The sequence below is a fragment of the Bifidobacterium sp. LH_389 genome (assembly GCF_056357235.1).
The window spans coordinates 298,354-321,245 of the sequence record NZ_JBKEVR010000002.1 but is presented as its reverse complement, the minus strand read 5'-3'; the positions used below and the strand labels follow the sequence as shown (position 1 = coordinate 321,245).

The window sequence follows — 22,892 nt, the reverse complement described above, 5'->3', positions numbered from 1 at the left end:
CATTCATGTTCTGTTGAGAGCCAGCATCGGCATAATACCGCCATCGACATGTTCATCCGTGTTCGATTTTCCGGTTCACACGATGATCGCCAAATCATCGCGTGAACCGGTCATCGGCCGTCAGGCCTCCGCCAGAGCCTCGACCGCCGAACCGTCAAGCGGGAAGCCCGGCGGGCTTCCCGTAGGCGAGGGGAGCCGCCGCCAAGGCGGCGACGGCCGCCGGTTGAGGCGGAGGCGGTCGCCGTCAGGCCTCAGCCAGAGCCTCGACCGGCGGCGTCCGCACCGCCCTGCGGGCCGGGAATACGCTGGCGAGCAGCGCGGCCAGTGCCGCCACGCCCAGAATGATGCCGGTCATGCCCCAATCGACGGTGAGCCTGACCTGATCGAACTGGCTGAACATCACATAGGAACCAAGCCAAGCGAACAGGTTGCCCACGATCACGCCCACCACTCCGGAGCCGAGCGAGATCAGCAGTGCCTCCACGGCCAGCGAGCGCCTGAGCTGCCCGCGGGTCATGCCGATGGCCCGCAGTGTGGCGGATTCGCGTGTGCGTTCGATCACGGACAGGCTCAGCGTGTTGGCCACGCCGATGAGGGCGATCAACACGGCCACGGCGAGCAGGCCCACCATGACCATAAGCGCCATGTCGACGTTCCGGTCCCACGAGGCGCGTTCGGCGAAGCCGCCGGACACCTCCACGTTCGGGTCGTTGCTCACCGCGTCCCGCACGGCATTCAGCAGGTCGACCGGCACGGCGTTCGGTTCGACCTTGGCCCAGATCTGGTAGCCCGGGCCGGCCTGAGCATCGTTCGTGCCGCCCGTAGCGCCTGCGGAGTCCGCCGTCAGGGTTGTCTCCAATCGTTCGAACGTGGCGGGCGAGACGAGCCCGAACAGCTGGTAGTTCGCGCCGACGCGGCGGAAGTCGCTGATTGACACCTTGAGCGCGGTGGCGTGGTCCGCGCTGGCCATCGAGCCGTCCGGGGAGAGGCTGAAGGGCAGCACCTTGAGGTCCATGCCGTCCGTGATGCCCATGTTCTTGCTCAGATGCTGCTTGGGCAATACCACGGTTCCGTCGGCGATCAGGTCGGCCGCGTAGTCGGCGTTCATGACGGCCTTCGCGTCGGACGCGGAGATGCCGTACAAGCTCATGGTCCGCGTGCCGTCGGCCTTCGGGTCGCTGCCGTAGCCGGCGTCCATCACGCGGACGAGCCGCGCGTCCTCCACGCCGGAAACCGCCTTGACCTTGTCCAGCAGGGCCTGATCGATCACGGCGCCGGGCCCGCCGGCGATCTGCATGTCCACGCTGTAGCGCATGTCGAGCGCCTTGGCGAGGGAGATCTTGGCGCAGGCCGCTCCGGTGCCGAGGCAGCTGACGAGCGTGACGCCGATGAGCAGCGCCGCGCCCGTGGCGGCCACGCGCCGGCGGTTCTTCTGGATGTTGGCGGACGCGATCGTCACGCTCGGCCCGCAGTGCGAGACCAGCGCGCCCGCGCCCTTGAGCAGGGCGGGCATCCAGCGCACGGCGGACAGTAGCAGCCCCACGAAGAACAGGGCCGCCGCGCCGATCGAGGCGAGCAGCACCATGCTGAACTGCTTGTCCATCATGGAGGACTGCCCGTGCAGGTACCGCCACGACTGCCAAACGGCGAATGCGGCAACCGCCGCACCGAGTGCCATCATCATCAGGCTCAGCACGAGCCGGGCGGCCCCGGACTGCTTCTCCTGACTGATTTCGAGCGGCTGCAGCGCCTCCAGGGGCGTCACGCCGGTGGCGGCGCGCGCGGAAGACAGGGACGCGAGGATCGTTACGATCACGCCGAAGACCAGCGGCACTGCGATCACCGGCCAGGTGACGACGAGCGAGAACCTCATGCCATTGAGCGCGACCCCGGCCGCAGACATCGCACCGACCAGACCGATGGCCACCACGGCGCCGATCAGCGAGGAGACGAGTCCCAGCACGCCCGCCTCGAAGATCACGGAGGCGTACAGCTGCCCCTTCTTCGCGCCGATCGTGCGCAGCAGGGCGAGCGTGCGCCGGCGCTGGGCCACCATCACCTGGAACGTGTTGGCGATCACGAGCGCGGCCACCAATAGGGCGATGACGCCGAATGTGAGCAGGAACTGCGTGATCGCACTGGTGCCGTCCTCGACGCCGATGCTCTTGAGGGAGTCCTCCTCGTACTGCGCCTTGGAGATGGCCTTGTAGCCCTGGGGCAGCAGGGCGTCGACCTTGTCCAGCACGGTCTGGTCCGTGGAGCCTGCGGGTGCCGCGATGTCCAGATACAGAGTGCCGACGCTGATGTCGCTCATGCTCGGGGCGTTCACGTACAGCTTGCCGAACGTCGCCTCGGAGACGACCGCGGAACCGCCGTAGTACAGGAAGTAGTCGTCGTCGGCGAACCCGGAGACGGTGAGCGTGACGGTCTGGTTGGTTCTGCCCGGTGCCGGCGAGGGGGATACGGACGCCACGTCGACGGTGCCGCCGAGTCCGACGCCGAGACGATCGGCGATGGTCTTGGACAGGGCGATCTGCCCGTCGTTCGCCGGCCATGAGCCTTCCGTGAGCCGCTGGATCATGAGGCTCTCCGGTGCGGTCATGGGGCTGACGACGGTGCTGGAATGCTTCTGTCCGTTCGTCAGGTTCACCGAGGCGATGATGTCCGGCCGGACGCCGGTCACGCCGTCCACCTTGCGGATGGCGTCGAGGTTGAGGTCCGAGAGCTTGTTGGGCTTGGGTGCTGCGGGCGGTTCGTCGGCCGACGCAGACGCATCGGACGAGCCGACGGCACTGTACGAAGCCACGTAGTTCGCGCCGCCGAATCCCGCGGACGCCATATTGCGGAACGAGGCGTCGAGCGCATTGCCGAACAGGAACGTGCTGGCGATGAACGCCGTGCCGATCGCGATCGCAATGCCCGCGGGAATGAGCATCCTGAGGCTGTTGCGCATGAGTTTGAGGGTTGTCTGCCACATGATGGGTGTCGTCCTTCCTTCCCTTGTCGATTGGTCTCGCGGTCCGATCAGGCGCAGTGGTCCGTGGGACGCACGGAACCGACGATTCCGGTGGCGCGTTCGCGTTCGTCCATGAGCAGCCGGTTCATGGACTCGACGTCGGGATGGTCCACGTCGGCCACGATCCGCCCGTCGGCGAACACGATCGCACGGTCGGCGTAGGAGGCGGCCACCGCGTCGTGCGTGACCATGACGATGGTGCGGCCGAGTTCCTTCACGGACCGTCTGAGGAAGCCGAGCACCTCGGCGCTGGAGACGGAGTCGAGGTTGCCGGTCGGTTCGTCGGCGAACACCAGATCGGGCTTGGTCACCAAGGCACGCGCGATGGCCACGCGCTGCTGCTGGCCGCCGGACAGCTCGTTGGGACGGTGGTTCAGACGGTCCCTCAAGCCCAGCGTGGCAACGAGCATGTCGAACCAGGCGCGGTCGGGCTTGGCGCCGGCGAGCGTGAGCGGCATGAGGATGTTCTGCTCGGCGGTGAACATGGGCAGCAGGTTGAAGCTCTGGAAGATGAAGCCGATGGCATGCCGGCGCAGCAGCGTGAGCTCGTTGTCGTTCATGCGGGTGATGTCCTTGCCGCCGAACAGGATGCGGCCGCGCGTGGCGGAGTCGAGGCCGGCGAGCGTGTGCATGAGCGTGGACTTGCCGGAGCCGGACGGGCCCATGATCGCGGTGAAGCGGCCCTGTTCGAAGCGCACGTTCACGCCGCGCAGGGCGTGCACGGCCGTGTCTCCGCTGCCGTAATCCTTCACGAGGTCGATCGCTTCAATCGCCACGGGCACGGAGGGATCGTTCACATGCGGCGTGGCGACGGACGTCGCCGGGAGGGCGCCGGCGGCGGTCGGGGCCACGGAGGACGGCATCGCCACGGTCACCTGTACGCGCTCCCCCAGCGATTCCGCGGCATGGCTGGCCATGGCGGGGCCGGCGGACGTGGTTCCGCCATCATTGCTGCGCACATTCCCATTCATCGTTTCGTTCATGACTGGCATCCTTAGCGTTCGTCTCGGGGCCTTTCCCCGATCTGCTCCCCAGCCTACGGACGCCCCGTCTTGCGCGGCATGGTGCTCAGGGATGAAATGCCGGGCATCCTCGCCCCGTCCTCATCCCTGAGGATGATGCCCGGGAACGGTCACCCCAGCCAGTAGGATTCCTTCTCCACGCTGACGGTGGAGGCCCACCACACCTGCTCCACGCCGGGCAGGGTGCGCAGGGAACCGTCGACGGCATGCCACAGGGAGACGTCGTCGTCCGCGATCATCTCGATGAGGTAATCCGCGCCGTTCAGTCCCACGCCGCTCATCACGTACGTCACCTCGCCGATGGCGGCGAGCGCATCCACGTCCATCACATGCGGCGGACGCACGGACAGGCCTACGAACGCCTGACGAAATCCGCCCAAACGCATGGGACTCACGGTGGCCATGATGCGCATCAGGCCTGTTTCCTCGAGCCGTCGGATGCGTAGACGGGCGGCGGTGTGCGTGATGCCGAGCCGCTCCCCCACGCTCTGGTAGCTGGCGCGACCGTCGGTCTCGAGCGCGTTGAACGTTTCCGCGAGCCGCGGGTCGAGTGCCTGAACGGGTACGTCCGCGCCGACGTTGGCCTCCCCTTTGGCGAGCGCCCCGCAGGATTGCGGATCCAGACCTCGTGCGCGCAGCAGACGGGCCACCACGCCGGCGTTGTGATCGTCGAGCACAAGTCTGCCGCAGGAGAACACTTGCATGCGTTCCAGACCGGGCAACGCCGGCAGGGTGCGTTTGAGGAACCGGTCCATCGCCGCGTTCGAGGGCATGACCGCTTCGGCAATCACGTCCGCATCCCCCAACGTGCACACGACATAGGTGACCTCGCGCATGGCCTTGAGCCGGGCGATCGCCTCATCGCGGCAGCCGTTGAGACGCAGACCCACGATCACCTGACAGTACCCGGCGAAGGCGAGCGGATTGACGACCGGGGTGACGTGAACGATCCCATCCCCTGCGAGACGCCGGTAGCGTTCGGTCACCGCATACACCGAGACGCCCATCCGCTCGGCGAGCGCAGCGAACGGCAGGCGTCCCTCGCGCTGCAAGGCGGCAATGATCCTCAGATCCGTCGCATCGACCTTTTGCTGTCCGGCTTCGCCGGCAACGGCATCCGCACGGCTCGCGGCACCCGCTTGCATACCGTCCGTTCCCGTCATGCCCATCCTCCCGGAAGGTGCGTGCCCACCGCCACGGTTGCCGCGGTCAATGCGGCGATGACGGCCAGCGTGGCGGCGAGCAGCACCCAGTCGGCGGGCCGCATGCGAACGTTCACGCGCGAGGTTCGCGTCACGCCGTGCATGCCCAGACCGCGCGAGGCCATGGCCCAGCCGACGGACTGGCTCATGCGGAAGGCACGGATGAGCACGGCCACGATCACGGGCAGGTAGGCGCGTGCCCGGGCGAGCAGCGAACGCCCCTCCAGATCGAGTCCGCGGGCGCGCTGGGCGTCCACGACCGACCGGAAGATGCGGAAGAACACGGGAATGTACCTCAAGGACGTGGCGAGCGTAAGCCCCACGCGATAGGGCATGCCGAGGGCCGTGAGCCCACGGATGAGCCTGGACTGGCTGGTGGTGAACAGCGTGAGGAAGCAGGCGAATCCGAGCGCCGGAATGCGCAGTCCCATCACGGCCGCCATGGTCAGGTTCTCGCGCGTGATCCTCAGCCACCCCCACCGCCATAGCTCGTGCGTGCCGGACGGGTCGAACACGGGCCAGAGCATCACGATGAGCACGATCACTCCGGCGAGCGCACGCCACACCCATGCGATGCTGCGCCACGGCACCCGGTCCGCGACGAGCATGGCGTGTTCGAGCACGAGCGCGGCGAGGATGACGAGCGGATTGCGCCATACAAGGCATAGCACGAGCAGTGCGAGACTCATGAGGAACTTGACGCGCGGGTCGGCGCGGTGCAGCCAGCCGTCGCCGGGCACGTACAGATCAGCATCCATGGCCGATCCTCCCCCATTCGGCCAGCCGACCGTGCTCGAGCCGCAGCAGATGGGTGCAGCGCTCGGCCACGGCACGCATGTCGTGGCTGATCATGATGACGGTGACCCCCTGCGCGTTGCGTTCGGACACCGCATCCAGCAACCGGGCGGACCGGCGGCGGTCAAGTCCCGCGGTCGGCTCGTCGAGTACCAGCACGTCCGTGCCCATGGCGAGCACGGAGGCCAGCGCCACGGCACGACGATCCCCGTATCCGAGCGTGGCGGGCGAAGCGTCGGCCACGTCGCGCAGACCGAACAGGCCCAGCAGACGGTCCACGGCCGCATCCGTCGCATCGGCCGGTCTGCCGAGCGCCCTCGCCCCGAAGGCGATCTCCTCGCGTGTGGAGGCGCAGAAAATCTGATGGTCGGGGTTCTGGAACGCATAACCCACATGCCTGGCGAGGCGTCCGACCGATTGCGTGCGGGTGTCGATGCCGTCCACGCTCACTCGCCCGTCCGACGGCTTGAGCAGCCCGTTGAGATGCCGGGCGAACGTGGTCTTGCCGGAGCCGTTCGGCCCGACGAGACCCACGAAGGAGCCGTGTGCAATGGCAACGTTCACGTTGCTGAGTGCGGGCGGCATGTCGGAGGCAAGCCCTGCATACCGGTATGTGAGGCGGTCTGCGACGATGGCTGGTTCGGAGGCTTCGGCACCGGCGGTGGACTGCGGCACCACCCTCAGCCACGGCTGCGGGGAAGGCAGAGCGACGCCGAGCCGTTCCAGTAGTGTGGCTTCCCGAGCGAAGATCTCCGGCCCGGCATCGCGTACGATGCGCCCGCGGTCCAGCACAAGTATGCGATCGGCCCAGCGTGACAGATGGTCGGTATCCTGTTCGGCCAGCACGACGGTGAGGCTGCGGCCGACCCGCGCGCGCTCGACGCGGATCCGTCCCAACGCGGCGAACACCTCGCGCCGGCCATCCGGGTCGAGCGCGGAGGTCGGCTCGTCCAGGATCAGGATGTCCGGATCCCCCGCGAGTGCGGCGGCGACGGCCACGCGCTGCATCTGCCCGCCGGACAGACTAGTGGGCGCACGGTCGGCAAACCCCTCCAATCCCACGAGCCGCAGCATGGCGTCGATGCGACGGTCCATGAGAGAGGGGTCCATGCCGCGCTGTTCGAGCGGGAAGGCGATCTCGTCGGCCACGGACGCGCAAAACAGCTGGGATTCCGGGTCCTGTTGCACGTAGCCGACGCGCGCGGACAGGTCGGCCACGCCCGTGCGTGCCGTGTCACAGCCATCCACGGTGACCGAACCGGTCATCTCGCCGTCCGCGAGTTCCGGAATCACCCCGGTCAGAGCCATGAGCAACGTGGATTTGCCTGCTCCGGTGGGACCGACCACACCGACGGACTCTCCCTTCCGTATGGTCAGGTCCACGCCGTCGAGTCCGGTGACGGGAGCGCCGCCGTCCACGAGGGGCGCGTAACGCCAGACGAGCCCCCGTACCGCGATCAGTGCGCGGTCCGAGGGCTCGGCAAGGCTCTGCCGGTCGGTCACTCGCCGGCCTTGATGCCGAGGTTGCCGAGGCGCACCAGCGGCGGGTAGGCCTTGCGCACGGCGGCGAACAGGGCGAGACCGATCACCAGGCCCACCGCGGCCTGGACGGCGTTGCCGGGCGCCTCGCCCAACGCCGGACCCCAGCCGGAGAGGATGCCGCCGGCGATGAAGTAGCCGAACACCTTCCACGCACCGGCCACGACGGACCACAGGACCACGTCGAACGCCTTGAGCCGGCGAACCGCGGCACCCACGATGACGGCCTGCACGCCGTCGATGACGAACGTGAAGATGGCCCACTGAGGGTAGCCGTTGATGAGGTCTCCGAGCGCGGGGCCGAGTCCTCCGACGATGCCGCCGATCCACGGGCCGAACGCGTAGGAGGCGAAGAAGATCATCGCGTCGGACAGGTTGAGGTAGCCGCGTGTGGGCGTGGGGATTTTGACGAACATGGTGACGACGGTGGTCACGGCGGTCATGATGGCAATGAGCGGAATGGTGGAGGCGTTCAATGCCTTCTTGGGTTCGGCAGCCATAATTCCCTCTCTTTTTCAAAATCTGTGATTTCAACAGCCATTCTACAAGGAAATGAAAGAAAAAGTCGTATTTTTCTTTCAAAAAATCATAATATGATCGGTTCAGACTGCCGGGTTGCCGACACTGCCGGAGACGGCCCGGGCCAGCCCGGTGAGGAAAAGCCGGTTCACACGATGAATCTCAGCAAAACTTGTGAACCGAGAACGAACATGGCACCGGCCATGGACACACCGGGAACGGCTTGATTCCGGTGTGCACATGTTCGCTTGAACACGAACCGCGCACACACAAGATGATCGACGATTCATCTCGTGAACCGGAATTCACGGAAAAGGCCCCGCGACATGACGCGCGGGGCCTTCCTGACTGGATCAGCGGAGCGATCGGCTCACTTGGCGAGACCGGAGGCGCGGACCGCCTCGAAGCCGGCCTTGAGGTCGTCGAGGATGTCCTCGATGTTCTCGGTGCCGATGGACAGGCGGATGGTGCCCTGGTGGATGCCCTGATCCTCGAGCTCCTCGAGGGTCTCCTGGGAGTGGGTGGTGGAGGCCGGGTGGATCACGAGGGACTTCACGTCGGCCACGTTGGCCAGCAGGCTGAACAGGTGCAGATTGTCGATGAACACGCGCGCCGCGTCCTTGCCGCCCTTGATGTCGAACGTGAAGATGGAGCCGGCGCCGTTCGGGAAGTACTTCTCGTACAGGGCGTGGTCACGGCGGCCCGGGATGGACGGGTGGGACACGGACTCGACCTCCGGCACGGTCTGCAGGTACTCGACCACCTTGAGCGCGTTCTGCACGTGGCGCTCGACGCGCAGGGACAGGGTCTCGGTGCCCTGCAGCAGCAGGAACGCGGCGAACGGGGAGAGGGTGGCGCCGGTGTCGCGCAGCAGGATGGCGCGGATGCGGGTCACGAAGGCCGCGCCACCCAGCGCCTCGTAGAAGTTGAGGCCGTGGTAGGAGGGATCCGGCTCGGTGAGGGTCGGGAACTTGCCCGGCACCTCGGCCCAGTTGAACTTGCCGCCTTCCACGACCACGCCGCCCAGCGTGGTGCCGTGGCCGCCGATGAACTTGGTGGCGGACTCCACCACCACGTCCGCACCGTGCTCGAGCGGGCGGAACAGGTACGGGGTGGCGAAGGTGTTGTCCACCACGACCGGCAGGTGATGGCGGTGGGCGATCTCGGAGATGGCTTCGAAGTCGGGCAGGTCGGCGTTCGGGTTGCCGAAGGTCTCGAAGTAGACGAGCTTGGTGTTCTCTTGAATGGCGTCCTCGAAGTTCTGCGGCACCTCCGGGTCCACGAAGGTGGTGGTGATGCCGTCGCGCGGCAGGGTGTGCTTGAGCAGGTTGAACGTGCCGCCGTAGATGTTCTTGGAGGAGACGATGTGGTCGCCGGACTGGGTGATGTTGCGCACCGCGTACTCGACAGCCGCGGCGCCGGAGGCCACGGCAATGCCGGCGGTGCCTCCTTCGAGGGCGGCGATGCGGTCCTCGAACACGCCCTGAGTGGAGTTGGTCAGACGGCCGTAGATGTTGCCGGGATCGGCGAGGCCGAAGCGGGCCTCGGCGTGATCGAAGTTGTGGAAGACATAGCTGGTGGTCGCGTAGATCGGAACGGCGCGGGAATCGGTGGCCGGGTCCGCATGCTCCTGGCCGACGTGCAGCTGCAGGGTTTCGAAACGGTACTTCTTGTTGGCTTCAGCCATGATGGGCTCCTTCATGTGGGTACTGCTCTGGTTCGCCACCCGCCGGCCGTGAGGCGGTTGGCGAGGTGTTGGTTATGACCCTACGGCCACGGAACCATGCGACGCAAGCCGGACGCTATCCGAGTTATCTATAGCCCCTTCAAATCCCATGCGGCAGTAGGGGTTTCATGCATTTGAAAGTCCGGTTCCCACCGTCGGAAACCATGCGACACGCCGTGCACGCTCGGACTCATGCGGACTCATGCGCCGATCGGCCCAACCTGTGCTTGCGGGGCCTCAGGTTGGACCGATCGTGCGATTTTCAACCGGCGCGAAGCCGGGACCCGAGTCCGTTACAGGCCCAGGAACAGCTCGTGGATGCGCGCATCCCCCGTGAGTTCGGGATGGAACGCCGTGGCGATGATATTCCCCTGCCGCAACGCCACCGGATGGCCGTCCACCTCGGTTTCCACGGTGACGTCCGGGCCGACGGAGACCACGTACGGCCCCCGGATGAACACCAGCGGGAAGCCGGCGATGCCTCCGAACGCACCGGTCGCGCTGAACGAGCCGAGCTGGCGGCCGTACGCATTGCGACGCACGGTGGCGTCAAGCGCGCCGAAGTAGACGTTCGGATCGTTGTCGAGCCGGGCCGCGAGCAGGATCATGCCGGCGCACGTGCCGAACACCGGTTTGCCGGCGGCGATGTGCCGGGCGATCGGATCGAACAGGCCGGTGGAGCGCAGGAGCTTGCCCTGCGTGGTGGATTCGCCGCCCGGCAGGATCACCCGGTCGATCGAATCGTCGAAGTCGGACGCCTGACGCAGCAGCTTCCACGGGGCGCCGATGCGGTCGAGCATGGCGGCGTGCTCGGCGAACGCACCCTGCACGGCGAGGATGCCGGTCACACCGCGGGGCACGGATTCGGCGTCCGCGGACTCCTCCTTGGAGATGTATTCGACGGCGACGACCATGGCTCACTCCCCGCGGGCGGCCATGATGGTCTGGATCTCGTCCTCGTTGATGCCGACCATCGCCTCGCCGAGGTTGGCGGACAGCTTGGCGAGCAGGTCGGCGTCACGCCAGTTGGCGGTGGCCTGCACGATCGCGGCGGCGCGCTTGGCCGGGTCGCCGGACTTGAAGATGCCGGAGCCCACGAACACGCCCTCGGCGCCGAGCTCCATCATGAGTGCCGCGTCGGCCGGGGTAGCCACGCCGCCAGCGGCGAAGTTCACCACGGGCAGGCGGCCGTTGCTATGCACGTAAAGGGCGAGGTCGTAGGGTACGGCGAGCTGCTTGGCCGCCTCGTACACCTCGTCGTCGCGCAGGGCCTGCAGTTCGCGGATCTGCTTGTTCATGGTGCGCATGTGACGCACGGCCTGGATCACGTCGCCGGTGCCGGGCTCGCCCTTGGTGCGGATCATGGCCGCGCCCTCCGCGATGCGGCGCAGGGCCTCGCCGAGGTTCTTGGCGCCGCAGACGAACGGCACGTCGAACTGGTTCTTGTCGATGTGGTACACGTCGTCCGCCGGGGAGAGCACCTCGGATTCGTCGATGTAGTCGATGTCGATGGCCTGCAGGATGCGCGCCTCAGCGATGTGCCCGATGCGCACCTTGGCCATGACGGGGATGGAGACGGCCTCCTGGATGCCGCGGATCATGGCAGGGTCGCTCATACGCGAGACGCCGCCGGCCGCACGGATGTCCGCCGGGATGCGTTCGAGCGCCATGACCGCGCAGGCGCCGGCATCCTCGGCCACGCGTGCCTGCTCGGGGGTGGTGACGTCCATGATGACGCCGCCCTTGAGCATCTGCGCCAGATTCCTGTTGAGTTCCGCCCTGTTCTCCGCCATTGTTGTTCCCTTCGCTTTGCGGTTCGCCATGCGGCAGTGTTGATCAGTGCATATGCTACGGGCTCGCACGGCGGGTGGGGACGGCCGGTTCCGCATTGCGCTGCGGGCCGTGGCGCGGCGGACGGGAACGGCATGGAAACGGCGTCACGGCCGCCGGGCAAATCGCAAGCGTCGGTTCCGATCGGTTTTCGGTTTGCGCGATGTCGCCATTCCACTGCATCGATTCTGAAAGTGGATGGCGGCAGTCTTGCAAGCCATGGAAAATTGTGAAGATTTGGTGACCGAACCGGCCAGATTGGTCCGGCGTGTCGCTAGAGTCGTGGCGTATGAGCCGTTTGCAAGAGGACGTGACGCTGTTTTCCAGGGACCCGCGCTACATTCCGCGCGTGGCCGCCGTGCATGACATGTGCGGCTACGGCACCTGTTCGCTGACCGCAGCGATCGCGATCCTGTCGGCCTGCGGGTGCAACGCCTGCCCGGTGCCCACGGCCCTGTTCTCCGCACACACCCTGTTCCCGGTCTACACGTTTCACGACACCACCGCCATGCTCGACGGCTACTTGGACGCCTGGCAGCGCGAAGGCGTGGAGCTGGACGCCGTCTACTCCGGCTTTCTGGGCAACGCCGCGCAGGTGGCCGTCATCGAGCGCCTGTACCGGGACCACCCCCGGGCCCTGCGACTCGTCGACCCGGTGATGGGCGACGAAGGCTCGATCTACCCCACCTATACGCCGGACATGTGCCGCGCGATGGGCCGGCTGGCCGCGGGAGCGGACGTGCTCATGCCGAATCTCACCGAGGCGGCGATCCTCACGGGACGCGACTGGCCGGGGCCGCGTCTGGACGACGAGCAGGTGGACGACTGGCTGGAGGCGCTGCTGGCACTCGGTCCGCGCCATGTGGTGCTCAAGGGCATCGACCGCGGTGACGGCATGATCCGCAACTACGTGGCCGACCGGACCGCCGCAGGGGCGCTGCGACGCACGCAGATCGCACACCGCAAACTGCCGTTCATGGCGCCCGGCACCGGGGATGTGTTCGCCTCGGCGCTATGCGGTGGCGTGATGGCGGGACTCGGGCTCGCGCAGTCGGCGCTCGTTGCCGGCGAATTCGTGCGTTCCGCCATGGAGCATACGCCCGACCAGCCGGGCCACGAGCTGCGCGGCGTGAGCTTCGAGCTGAGTCTGGGCGAACTCACCCGAGCCGTACTGGGGTAGCGGCAACAGTTCCACAAAGGGCGTGGATTCACGCGGTTCGGGCACATCCGCGCACCGACGGGCCGCCCATCCACCACCGGCCATGCCATCCACCGTCGCATCCACAATGCGGCCCTCGACACGCCGGAAATGCCCAGACCGGGGGGCACGTCCGTGCACATACCCCGGTTCGGATTGCGCAGGCAGACGCACGGATGGTCCACTGGAGGCATGAACACCGCAACGCATGTCAGCACCATCCATCCCTTCCTCCCGTCCGACCGGTCCGCCGCGCAGGACGGGTCCGCACCGCACGCTTTCCCCTGCACTGCCCGCGAACCGCACGAATCCGGCGAACCGCACGAGGGGACCGTCGCCTTCGACATCACGCCTCTTGACACCGCCGCGCTCGATCTTGTCCGAGGGCGGCTCTCTCCCAGACAGCTCGGAGACGCCGGCGAGCGCTATGCCGCCCTGTGGCTTGAAGAACAGGGGTGGCGCATCCTCGACCGCAACTGGCGGTCGCGCTACGGCGAGCTGGACATCGTCGCCCTCGACGTGCACGGCGAGATCGTCTTCGTGGAGGTCAAGACACGCCGCTCGTCCATGCAGGGTTCCCCGCAGGAGGCGGTGGACCGGCGCAAGCAGGCCAATCTGCGTCGCGCCGCCATGGAATGGCTCCTGGACGACAGCCATTACGTGCCTCACCGCGGCACGCGCTTCGACGTGGTGGCCATCCGGGTCACGCCGTCCGGCCCGCAAACCACCCTCGTTCCGGGAGCGTTCTGATGGCCATCGGCACCGCGATCTCCATAGGCCTGCTCGGCCTGCAGGCCTTCGCCATCCAGATGCAGGCCTACATCAGCTCCGGACTGCCATGCTTCTCCATCATCGGGCTGCCGGATGCCTCCTTAAGCGAGGCGCGCGAACGGGTCAAGTCGGCATGCATGGCATGCGGATTCAAATGGCCGGACACCCGCGTGACGGTGAACCTCTCCCCCGCGTCGGTACCCAAGCACGGGTCCTCGCACGACCTTGCCATCGCAGCCAGCGTGCTTGCGGCGGGCAAGATGATTCCTCACGACTGTCTGGAGCACACGCTGGTGCTGGGCGAGCTCAATCTGGACGGCACCGTGCTGCCGATCAACGGCATTCTTCCCATGCTGCTCGCCGCCCGCGAGCGCGGATTCACCCGCGCGTTCGTCCCGTACGCGAACCTCGACGAGGCCACACTGATCGGTGACGTGGAAACCGTGGGGATACGGCATCTGGGCGAGCTCATCGAGCACATGGGCGGCAAGCCCCGCTACCGTCTGGACGTCGACCGGCTGCCGCAACGCGTCATCGACCCCGAGATCAACCCGCATCTCGACGCGCATGGAGACACGGAGGATCCCACGGCTCTGGACATGGCCCAGGTGGTGGGCCAGTCGAACGCGAAATGGGCGCTGGAGGTGGCTGCGGCCGGCAACCACCACATGGTGATGGTCGGGCCACCCGGATCGGGCAAGACCATGCTGGCCACGAGGCTGCCGAGCATCATGCCGCCGCTGGGCGAGCAGGAGCAGCTGGAGGTCGCCTCCATACGCTCCTTGTGCGGCACCCTGCCCCTGTATGGCATCCGTGACGTGCCGCCGTTCGAATCTCCGCACCATACCGCCACCACGGCGTCGCTGATCGGCGGGGGCAGCGGCATGGCGAGGCCGGGCGCCATCACCCGTGCGCACCGTGGCGTGCTGTTCATGGACGAGGCCCCCGAATTCCAGCCGCGCACCCTGCAGGCGCTGCGCGAACCGCTGGAAACCGGGTACGTGGCCGTTTCGCGCATCAAGGGCACCGCCTACTACCCGGCCCGGTTCCTGCTGGTCATGGCCGCGAATCCGTGCCCATGCGGTTTCGCCCAATCCGGCAATGGGTCGCAATGCAAATGCACCGAACGGGAACGCTCCCGCTACTGGAATCGCCTGTCCGGACCAATCCTGGACCGCATTGACATTCAGATCGATGTACCTGCGGTCTCCACGCTCACCGCGGATGCCGGCGAGACGCGCGAGTCGAGCGCGGACATCCGCCACCGGGTGACTCAGGCGCGCGCGACGGCCCGCGAACGGTTCGCCTCGCAGGGATGGTCGTCGAATGCGGAAGCGAGCGGACAGTGGCTGCGACGCAACACGTCCGCCAAGGCCACCGAAAAGGTGAATCAGGCGCTCGACCGTCAGACGCTGAGTCTGAGGGGCGCGGACCGTGCGCTGCGTCTGGCGTGGACGATCGCCGATCTCAACGGGCAGACGAGCCCGAGCGAATCGGACGTGGACACCGGCATCCAACTGAGAACGAGACTGCAATGAACGAGCATCCCAATCCGGAACGCGTGGCTGCCACGGCCCGCACGCAAACGGCACCGGCCGAGATGCGCATGGACGCCGAAACGCTGGCCCGCGCGGTGCTCGCGCACTGCATGGACGGTCCCGACCCGCTGATGTATGCCGCGCACCAAGGCGCGAAGGACTCGATGACGCTGGTGGACGCCCTCGCGGACCGCAGCGCGGCGGGCGGAGGCGATGCAACCGCTCACGGAGCCGGCGGAGAGCTCGAGGGAATGTTCCTGGCCGGGGCCGCGCGTTGGGGACGCCGGACCGTACCGCAGGACATGGAGCGCTTCCATGCAGCCGTAGACCGGTGGACGCGGCGGCTGAGAGAATTGCCGTCCCTCGAACTGGACGAGCTCGCCGCGCTGTTCACCCGCGACAGATCGATGTGGGTGATTGCACCCGGCCACCCGTGCTGGCCGGAACAGCTGAACGACCTTTCGGACAAGATCGACTGGGCCGCACCGTTGTGCCTGTGGGGGCAGGGCGATCCCGCGGCACTGACGAGCTGCGAGGCGCCGATCGCGGTGGTCGGTTCACGCGGCGCCAACGACTACGGGCGCACGGTGGCGCACGGCGTGGCCTCGCACGCGGCGCTGAGAGGCCATCTCATCGTGTCCGGCGGAGCGTACGGCGTGGATGCCGCGGCGCATTGGGGAGCCATCGCAGCGGCGGACCGCTACCCGGGGCGGGCCGGCCGCACGGTGGCGGTCTTCGCGGGAGGGCTCGATCACATTGGCCCTCAACGCAACCATGAGATGTTCCAACGCATGCTGGACGCTTCGGGCGCGCTGGTGAGCGAAATGAGCCCGGGCACCGTTCCGGAGGCACGGCGGTTCCTGTTGCGCAACCGGATCATCGCCGCTCTGGCGCGCGTTGTGGTGGTGGCGCAGGCGCGGATCCGCTCCGGGGCGCTCAATACGGCCACATGGGCCGCGGATCTCAACCGCGAGGTGTATGCCGCTCCCGGCGAGATCACGCAGCCCTCGCACGCCGGGTGCAACCTGCTCATCCACGGCAATCGGGCCGTCATTCTGGTGGATTGCGAGGACGTGACCGAACTGTGCCATGGGGACCATCAGCCGCGCGAGCCACGCGAGGAACCCTCCGGGACTCCTGCGACGGGGACGCCACACACCGGCGGCAACGATCAGCCCGGGGCACCCGACCGGATTGATCAGTCCGGCCAGCCGACATTGCCGGGAACGGAAGTGGTCCCGGCAGCGAACATCAGGTCGATGAAACGCCGTCTGGGACGCCGTCAGCCGCCATCCACCCTCGCGCCGGACGACCGTCCGAAGGCCCCGGCCCCCGAACCGAACGACGATCAACGTCTCGTACTCGCCGCCATCCGTTCCTGTCGGCGACGGGCCATCCGTGCCGGGGAGGACGCGATCGGCGCGGCCGTGCGCGACGCCAATCCGGACAGGCGCGATTGCGGGCCGGCATGGGTGGCGGGGCAGCTGGGTGCCCTCGAACTGCTCGGACTGGTGGAACGGGATGCCACGGGCGCGTTCAAGCCCGCCACTGGCACGCGTCCAGATCCACCCGCCAGCCGTCCGCCCCGGCCGCGGTCCCCGAACCGGGCATGAATCGCACTCCCTCCGCCTCGAGCAGGGCACGTTGGCGTTCCGGTCCGCCGAACGCGAATCCCGGGGCGAGCGAGCCGTCGCGGAACACCACCCGATGGCACGGGATCACACCCGGTTCGGGATTGGCGTGCAGGGCGAATCCCACGAACCTGGCGGACCGGGGTGCACCGGCCAGAGCCGCCACCTGCCCGTACGTGGCCACCGAGCCGGCCGGGATGCGACGCACCACGCAGTACACACGTTCGGCAAAGGACTGGGGTTCACGGGAGGAGGGATTCGCGCATGATGTCATGGCTCCATTATGCGGCTGCGGCATCTGGCTGCTCGCCATCGTCGGAATCCACCTCGTCCGGGCGTGTTCCGAGAATCTACGGTATGAGTCCGAAGCAGTTGGAAGATATGTATGACGCCGTGATCGTGGGCGCCGGAGCGGCCGGCCTGTCCGCGGTACTGGGCCTGTTGCGCTCCGAGCCGATCCGCGCTCTGAAGGATGCCGGGCTGGAACCGAGGATCCTCGTGATCTCGAAGCTCCAGCCGCTGCGCTCGCACACCGGGTCCGCGGAGGGCGGCATCGCGGCGAGCCTTGGCAACATCGACCATGACGACTGGCACTGGCACTACTTCGACACCGTCAAGGGCGGCGACTGGCTGGTCGATCAGGATGCGGCCGCATTACTCGCCCGCGAGGCGCCTGCCACGGTGATCCGCCTCGAGCATGACGGCGTGGCGTTCTCCCGCACCGAGGACGGGCACATCGCGCAGCGCCGCTTCGGCGGGCATACGGCGGATTTCGGCGGCGAGCCGGTACGCCGTGCGGCCTATGCGGCGGACCGTGTGGGCCATCAGATCCTGCACAGCCTGTGGCAGCAGTGCGTGGCGCAGGGCGCCGAATTCGCCGAGGAATGGTATGTGACCGATCTGACGCTCAATGCCGACGGGTCACGCGCGCTCGGCGTGGTGGCCTACGACACGCACACCGGGCAGATGCATGCGGTACACGCACGCAACGTCATGCTCGCCACAGGAGGGGCGGGCCGTCTGTTCCGCACGACGTCGAACTCGTGGGACCTCACCGGCGACGGCATGGCGCTGGCCTTGGCCGCGGGATTGCAGCTCGAGGATGTGGAATTCGTGCAGTTCCACCCCACCGGGCTCGCGCATACCGGCATTCTGCTGTCCGAGGCGGCCCGCGCGGAGGGCGGCGTGCTCAGGAACGCGGACGGCGAGGCGTTCATGGCCCGCTACGCGCCGGGGCACGCCGATCTGGCAGCGCGAGACGTGGTGAGCCGCTCGATCATGGCCGAGGTGGATGCCGGCCGTGGCGTGGCCGATCCGAAGGATCCGGACGGCCCTAAGGACTGCGTGTGGCTGGACATGACCGGCATCGACAGGGACCATATGGAGGCGGTGCTGCCGCAGGTAACGGAGACGATCCGCGAGTATGCGAACATCGACCCGGCCACGCAGTACGTGCCGGTCAAGCCCACCGCGCATTACACCATGGGCGGCATTCCCGTCACCACGGACGGCGAAGTCTACCGTTGGACGCCCGGATCCGGTGTTTCCGGTGCCGAAGGAACCGACGGAGCCAAGCCGCATCGCCAGACGGTGGAGGGCCTGTATGCGGCGGGCGAATGCTCGTGCGTGAGCGTGCACGGCGCGAACCGTCTGGGCGGCAACTCGCTGCTTGACGCCTGTCTGTTCGGCACCCGGGCCGGCGAGGCCATCGCCGCGCGCGTGGCCGAATCCCCCGTGGCGCAGGCGGAGATCGAAGGTGGCGACCCGCTGGCCGACGATCCCGAAACCGGCTGCGTGGACGAGGCCGCCGAGGCGCGGGAATCCGAGCTCAAGGCGCTGCTCGCCGGGAGCAATGGCACCGATCAGGATGCCGACACGGGCGCAGATGCAGCTGCGGAACCCTTCGAGACCGCGGAGCGCGGCGATCGGCCCGCCGACGACAATCCGTACCGTCTGCTCGCCGACTTGGGCGCGACGATGGAACGCGCGGTCGCCGTACGCTGCAGCGCCGAGACGATCGCCGACGCGCTGACGACGCTGCGCGACGAACTCGAACCCCGCGCCGCGGCCCTGCACGCCCATAGCGATACGCCCGCATTCAATCAGGAGGTGACCGCCATCTGGGAGGCGCGGCATCTGCTCGCCCTTGCGTCGGCGGTGCTCGGGGCGTCCGATGCGCGCAAGGAATCGCGCGGCTCGCTGTGCCGGCTGGATTACCCCGAGCGCGACGATGATCGGTTCCTCGCGCATTCCATGGTCGGACTGCGCGGCGCGGCGGTCCCGCCCGAGGACGTTTCGGACGACCGCCGCGAGGAGATCGCCTGGCAGCCGGTGCACATCGTCGACTATCCGCCCAAGGCCCGCACCTACTGACGGACGGCATCCGCGCATGGTCCGCCGACGGTCACCAACGAACCGCCGCGGCACGCCATGACTTCGGCAGACCGGGCGGAAGGGTGATGAGACTCACCTCGGTTCGCCCACCATGCCGCAAGCCGCCCCGCCGCCACCCCGCACGGTAAAGACGGTGGCTTGTGGCACACTGGATACCCGGTAAACGCACCCGGTCAAGGCATTGGACGGGCCGACACGACAGGCGAGACAGCAAGGAGCAGCGTGATGGGCAAGAGAGACGACATGGTCAGCGTGACCCTGCGCGTGCATCGCTTCACCCCACGCGCCGAACGCGAACGCCGTCACGGCTCGAACCCGTTCGCCCGCAAGTCCTCTCCGTTCGGGGATTCCGGCGCACGTCGCCGCCCGCGCGGCAAGCAGTGGACCCAGGACTACACGCTCACCGTCCGCCCGGAGGACACGGTGCTCGACTGCCTGCTGGCCGTCAAGCGCACGGTCGATCCAACGCTCGCCTTCCGTTACTCGTGCGGTCACGGCATGTGCGGATCGGACGCGGTGGCGATCAACGGCACGCCCACGTTGCTGTGCACGGCCTCCGTGCGCACCTGGGCCAAGCCGGAAGCCGCCGGGCTGCCCGGCGAGGGGGAACGCGCCGGCACCGACGAAGCCGAGGGGTTCCGCCGCACAGGAACGTCGAATGCGGACGCAGACACCGCAGCGGATGCAACCGGCACGGCAGCAGCCGGGGCCGGCACAGACGACTTCCGCGGCGGGGTGATCGAACTGTCCCCCCTGCCGGGATTCCCTGTGCAGCGCGACCTCATTGCGGACATCGACCCCATGCTGAACCAGATCCGCAAGCTCAAGCCGTATCTGGAGGCCAAGGGCGAGCTCAAGACCACTGCGGACGGCAAGGTCAACGTGTTCGAATACCTGCAGAGCCCGGCCGAGCTCGCCAAGTACGAGACGCTCACCAACTGCATCGCCTGCGGCGTGTGCGAAGGCTCCTGCCCGGTGTTCGCCGGCGGCGACGCATTCATCGGACCGGCGGCGCTCATTGCGGCCTCCCGGTTCGTCAACGATTCGCGCGACGGCAGGGCCATGGCACGTATGGAGCAAATCGACACGGCGGACGGCGTGGCGGCATGCCAGTCAGTGCGTGCGTGCGGCCGTCAGTGCCCGCGCGGCATCGACGTGGGCGAGGAGATGTGGCAGATCATCGCGAAGGTGCGCGAACGCTGACACGGGTGCAAATCCGCGTATATCGAACCGGTATTGTAGGGGCTATGAACAAGACTTCGTACACCAATCTGGCCAAGGCATGGGAATTCGCCGAGGACGCGGCGTTCGCCCGCCAGTCCGACCGGCTGCATGCATTGCGGCTCGGCGCCGAGGAAGCGGGATTCGGGCAGGGCTCCGCGTCGCAGGCCGATTTTCTGCGCATGCTCGTGCAGCTGACCGGCGCACGATCGGTCATCGTCGTCGGCACGTGCAGCGCTGTGGAAACCTACCAGTTGGTCATGGGACTCAACGGAAGCGGCCAGCTCACGGCGGTCGACTCCTCCCCCGAGGGCGCCACGCTCATCCGGCACATGTTCGCTCAGCTGGACAACGAGACCGGCACGACCCTGCGCGTGGTCAACGTGGCGGCCAGCCAGTTCCTGCCGCGGCTCAACGCCTCCGACTACGACCTGATCGTGGTGGCGGGCGATGCGGACAACTACGAACCCGCCTACCGGCAGGCCGTTCGGCTGCTGCGCACGGGCGGTTCGCTGGCGTTCACCGATGCGTTCGCCTTCGCCGGTCCGGACGCGAACGGCGGGCTGCTCAACCCGGCCGACCGCAGCGGCAAGGCCGTCACGCTGCGCGCCCTGCTGGACACCATCATGGCCGACGAGGAGTTCGACACGACCGTGGTGCCCGTAGGCAGCGGACTGACGATCAGCGTCAAGCGCTGATCGGATCGGGACTCCTGCCGCGAGCCGGCAGACAGACCCGATCCGACCGGTTGCCGTCAGTTCTGCTTGATGGCGCTCAGGGCCACGTCCACCGCCTCGTCGGGATCGTCGGTGATGACCACGAGGTTCGGGTCGAGCTCGGAGATCATGCCATGCTCGCGCACGGTGGTGGACAGCCACGCGAACAGGCCCTTCCAGTACTCGGAATCGTAGAGCACCACGGGCATGGTAGCCACCTTGTGGGTCTGGACCATGGTGAGCACCTCGAACATTTCGTCGAGCGTGCCGAAACCGCCGGGGCAGATGATCACACCGGACGAATACTTGAGGAACATGGTCTTGCGCACGAAGAAGTAGCGGAACGTCATGCCCAGATTCACCCACGCGTTGAGCCCCTGTTCGTGCGGCAGCTCGATGCCAAGTCCCACGGACTTGCCGCCGGCGAGCGCCGCTCCCCTATTGACCGCTTCCATGATGCCCGGACCGCCGCCGGTGATCACCGCCACGCCGGCCTTGGCGATGCGCTTGCCCATGTGCCGCGCAGCTTTGTAGGCGGGATCGGTGCGCGGGGTACGGGCGGAGCCGAACACGCTTACGGCCGGTCCAAGCTCCGCGAGCGCGCCGAAGCCGTCCACGAATTCGGACTGGATGCGCAGCACGCGCCACGGGTCCATGTGCAGCCAGTCGGTGGACTGGTTGGTGGCCAGCAGGTTGCCGGTGGTGTTGTCCTTGGGGACCATCGACCCGCGCAGCATGACCGGTCCGCGGTAGTAGGCGTCTCCCAGCGGGGACTTCGGCTGGGGCTCCGATGCCGCCGTCCGCTCCTGTGCGGCGGCGGTCTGATCCGTGTCGGTTGCCGTCACGTCGTCGGCCACGGCTGCGACGGCGTCGGCCGGAGCGTTGTCGACCGGGATGCCGGCCTGTTCGGCGGCGAGCGGCGTCGGCTGTGAGGCTTTTGCGGAGTGCTCCGTATGTTTCGCGCTCTTCGTCCCCTTGCCGGACTTCGCTTCGCCGTCCGCGGATGCCGCCTCGCTCCCCCGGTCCGGGTTCACCAGCGGATGCGCCAGCTCCTCCAGCTTGTTGTTCACGGACGCCATCACGTCCCGGCCGTCCTTCCGCTTATCCTTCTTGCCGTCCTTCTTGGCCATGCTCCCCACTCCTTGGGTTCATTGTTCGACTTTGTCCGATTATAGCCACGCAATACCGCGGTATGGCTGCCGGTATCGCATGATCGGTCCAACCTGTGCCCCCGAAATTGCAGATTGGACCGATCGTACGAAAAAAGAGCCCCGAAACGGCCGTTTTCCCGCACGATCGGTCCAAGCTGCGAAAACGGAGGCACAGGTTGGACCGATCGTGCGAAACGGACGGTGCGGCTTACGAATGGGATGCAGACCGGAATGCCGAGATCCATGATGCCGAACGCCCGATGCCGACGGTGGCCCGATACAGCACCAAGCGCAAGCGCATCGAGATGAATCGACGCGGCCAAGGGAAATGGCACGCGCGGAAACCTGTGCGACGGACGCGGGCCGGCACCGAATGCAACGACGAAGGTCAGTCCCGCGCCTCAGCGCTTGCGACGGCGCCAGATCCTGCGCGAGGAATGACCGTCCTTGCCTACGGAACGTCCGTCACGGTCATGCCGATCGAAATGCCCGCTGCCGCGCACGGAACGCTTCGGTTTGCCGTTCCCGGTCCGTTCGCCGTTCGCCGCGTTCGCCGGGGAATCGCCGTCGGCGGCGTCACCACGTGCCGTCTTGGGATGGCTGGCGTGGAACTTCTTGATGAA

Annotated in this window: 18 protein-coding genes and 1 pseudogene; 7 read left to right on the top strand and 12 right to left on the bottom strand. The window is 67.3% G+C overall.

The annotated features are described in order from the left end of the window. Positions 1–244 precede the first annotated feature (244 nt). From AC1AZA_RS03705 to pdxS, 10 genes and pseudogenes are all read right to left on the bottom strand, one after another. Entirely contained in the window at positions 245–2,977 is a 2,733-nt protein-coding gene (locus AC1AZA_RS03705; protein WP_476513385.1) for an ABC transporter permease, read from the bottom strand. Between the two features lie 47 nt (positions 2,978–3,024). After that, the gene (locus tag AC1AZA_RS03700; protein WP_476513384.1) at positions 3,025–3,999 is read right to left on the bottom strand and encodes an ABC transporter ATP-binding protein; all 975 of its coding nucleotides are present in this window, start codon (positions 3,997–3,999) and stop codon (positions 3,025–3,027) included. A 149-nt stretch (positions 4,000–4,148) separates the two neighbouring features. Continuing rightward, entirely contained in the window at positions 4,149–5,201 is a 1,053-nt protein-coding gene (locus AC1AZA_RS03695) for an Lrp/AsnC family transcriptional regulator (RefSeq protein WP_476513383.1), read from the bottom strand. Further along, entirely contained in the window at positions 5,198–5,998 is an 801-nt protein-coding gene (locus tag AC1AZA_RS03690) for an energy-coupling factor transporter transmembrane component T family protein (protein ID WP_476513382.1), read from the bottom strand. Before AC1AZA_RS03690 ends, AC1AZA_RS03695 begins: the two co-directional genes overlap by 4 nt. Beyond that, positions 5,988–6,620 carry an energy-coupling factor ABC transporter ATP-binding protein gene (locus AC1AZA_RS03685; protein WP_476513500.1) on the bottom strand — a complete coding sequence of 211 codons (633 nt, stop codon included), beginning with the start codon at positions 6,618–6,620 and terminating at the stop codon, positions 5,988–5,990. The genes AC1AZA_RS03690 and AC1AZA_RS03685 overlap by 11 nt, the downstream gene beginning before the upstream one ends. A 363-nt stretch (positions 6,621–6,983) precedes the next feature. Continuing rightward, a pseudogene (locus tag AC1AZA_RS03680) lies at positions 6,984–7,418 on the bottom strand (energy-coupling factor ABC transporter ATP-binding protein); the annotation flags it as partial. A gap of 116 nt (positions 7,419–7,534) precedes the next feature. Continuing rightward, positions 7,535–8,074: an ECF transporter S component gene (locus AC1AZA_RS03675; protein WP_476513381.1), complete on the bottom strand. Its 540-nt coding sequence runs from the start codon at positions 8,072–8,074 to the stop codon at positions 7,535–7,537. Between the two features lie 389 nt (positions 8,075–8,463). Then, a complete protein-coding gene (locus tag AC1AZA_RS03670) occupies positions 8,464–9,780 on the bottom strand; it encodes an O-acetylhomoserine aminocarboxypropyltransferase/cysteine synthase family protein (protein ID WP_476513380.1) in 1,317 nt (438 codons plus the stop codon). 332 nt (positions 9,781–10,112) lie between these two features. Beyond that, positions 10,113–10,733, bottom strand: coding sequence for a pyridoxal 5'-phosphate synthase glutaminase subunit PdxT (gene pdxT, locus AC1AZA_RS03665; protein WP_476513379.1), 621 nt, complete (start codon positions 10,731–10,733; stop codon positions 10,113–10,115). A 3-nt stretch (positions 10,734–10,736) separates the two neighbouring features. After that, positions 10,737–11,612 (bottom strand): pyridoxal 5'-phosphate synthase lyase subunit PdxS, encoded by an 876-nt coding sequence (pdxS, locus tag AC1AZA_RS03660; protein WP_476513378.1) that lies wholly within the window; start codon positions 11,610–11,612, stop codon positions 10,737–10,739. 326 nt (positions 11,613–11,938) lie between these two features. On the opposite strand from pdxS, the gene AC1AZA_RS03655 reads away from it, so the two are divergent. The 4 genes from AC1AZA_RS03655 (at position 11,939) to AC1AZA_RS03640 (ending at position 16,769) form a co-directional block, all read left to right on the top strand. After that, the gene (locus AC1AZA_RS03655) at positions 11,939–12,829 is read left to right on the top strand and encodes a bifunctional hydroxymethylpyrimidine kinase/phosphomethylpyrimidine kinase (RefSeq protein ID WP_476513377.1); all 891 of its coding nucleotides are present in this window, start codon (positions 11,939–11,941) and stop codon (positions 12,827–12,829) included. 363 nt (positions 12,830–13,192) lie between these two features. Beyond that, positions 13,193–13,597, top strand: coding sequence for a YraN family protein (locus tag AC1AZA_RS03650; protein WP_476513499.1), 405 nt, complete (start codon positions 13,193–13,195; stop codon positions 13,595–13,597). Then, positions 13,597–15,156 carry a YifB family Mg chelatase-like AAA ATPase gene (locus AC1AZA_RS03645; protein WP_476513376.1) on the top strand — a complete coding sequence of 520 codons (1,560 nt, stop codon included), beginning with the start codon at positions 13,597–13,599 and terminating at the stop codon, positions 15,154–15,156. Before AC1AZA_RS03650 ends, AC1AZA_RS03645 begins: the two co-directional genes overlap by 1 nt. Further along, positions 15,153–16,769, top strand: a complete 1,617-nt coding sequence (locus AC1AZA_RS03640) for a DNA-processing protein DprA (RefSeq protein WP_476513375.1) — start codon at positions 15,153–15,155, stop codon at positions 16,767–16,769. Before AC1AZA_RS03645 ends, AC1AZA_RS03640 begins: the two co-directional genes overlap by 4 nt. Here AC1AZA_RS03640 and AC1AZA_RS03635 read toward each other — a convergent pair. After that, complete coding sequence (locus tag AC1AZA_RS03635; RefSeq protein WP_476513374.1) at positions 16,693–17,061, bottom strand: MGMT family protein; 369 nt, start codon at positions 17,059–17,061, stop codon at positions 16,693–16,695. The genes AC1AZA_RS03640 and AC1AZA_RS03635 overlap by 77 nt on opposite strands. Before the next feature lie 83 nt (positions 17,062–17,144). Between AC1AZA_RS03635 and AC1AZA_RS03630 the strand changes: the two genes are divergently transcribed. The 3 genes from AC1AZA_RS03630 to AC1AZA_RS03620 all read left to right on the top strand — a co-directional run bounded on the left by AC1AZA_RS03630 (position 17,145) and on the right by AC1AZA_RS03620 (position 21,100). After that, complete coding sequence (locus tag AC1AZA_RS03630) at positions 17,145–19,160, top strand: FAD-binding protein (protein WP_476513373.1); 2,016 nt, start codon at positions 17,145–17,147, stop codon at positions 19,158–19,160. 246 nt (positions 19,161–19,406) lie between these two features. Further along, positions 19,407–20,384, top strand: a complete 978-nt coding sequence (locus AC1AZA_RS03625; protein WP_476513498.1) for a succinate dehydrogenase/fumarate reductase iron-sulfur subunit — start codon at positions 19,407–19,409, stop codon at positions 20,382–20,384. Positions 20,385–20,428: 44 nt separating this feature from the next. Next, positions 20,429–21,100, top strand: coding sequence for an O-methyltransferase (locus tag AC1AZA_RS03620; protein WP_476513372.1), 672 nt, complete (start codon positions 20,429–20,431; stop codon positions 21,098–21,100). Between the two features lie 56 nt (positions 21,101–21,156). Here the strand turns inward: AC1AZA_RS03620 and AC1AZA_RS03615 are convergent, their stop codons facing one another. Beyond that, entirely contained in the window at positions 21,157–21,885 is a 729-nt protein-coding gene (locus AC1AZA_RS03615; RefSeq protein ID WP_476513497.1) for an LOG family protein, read from the bottom strand. Positions 21,886–22,892 lie beyond the last annotated feature (1,007 nt).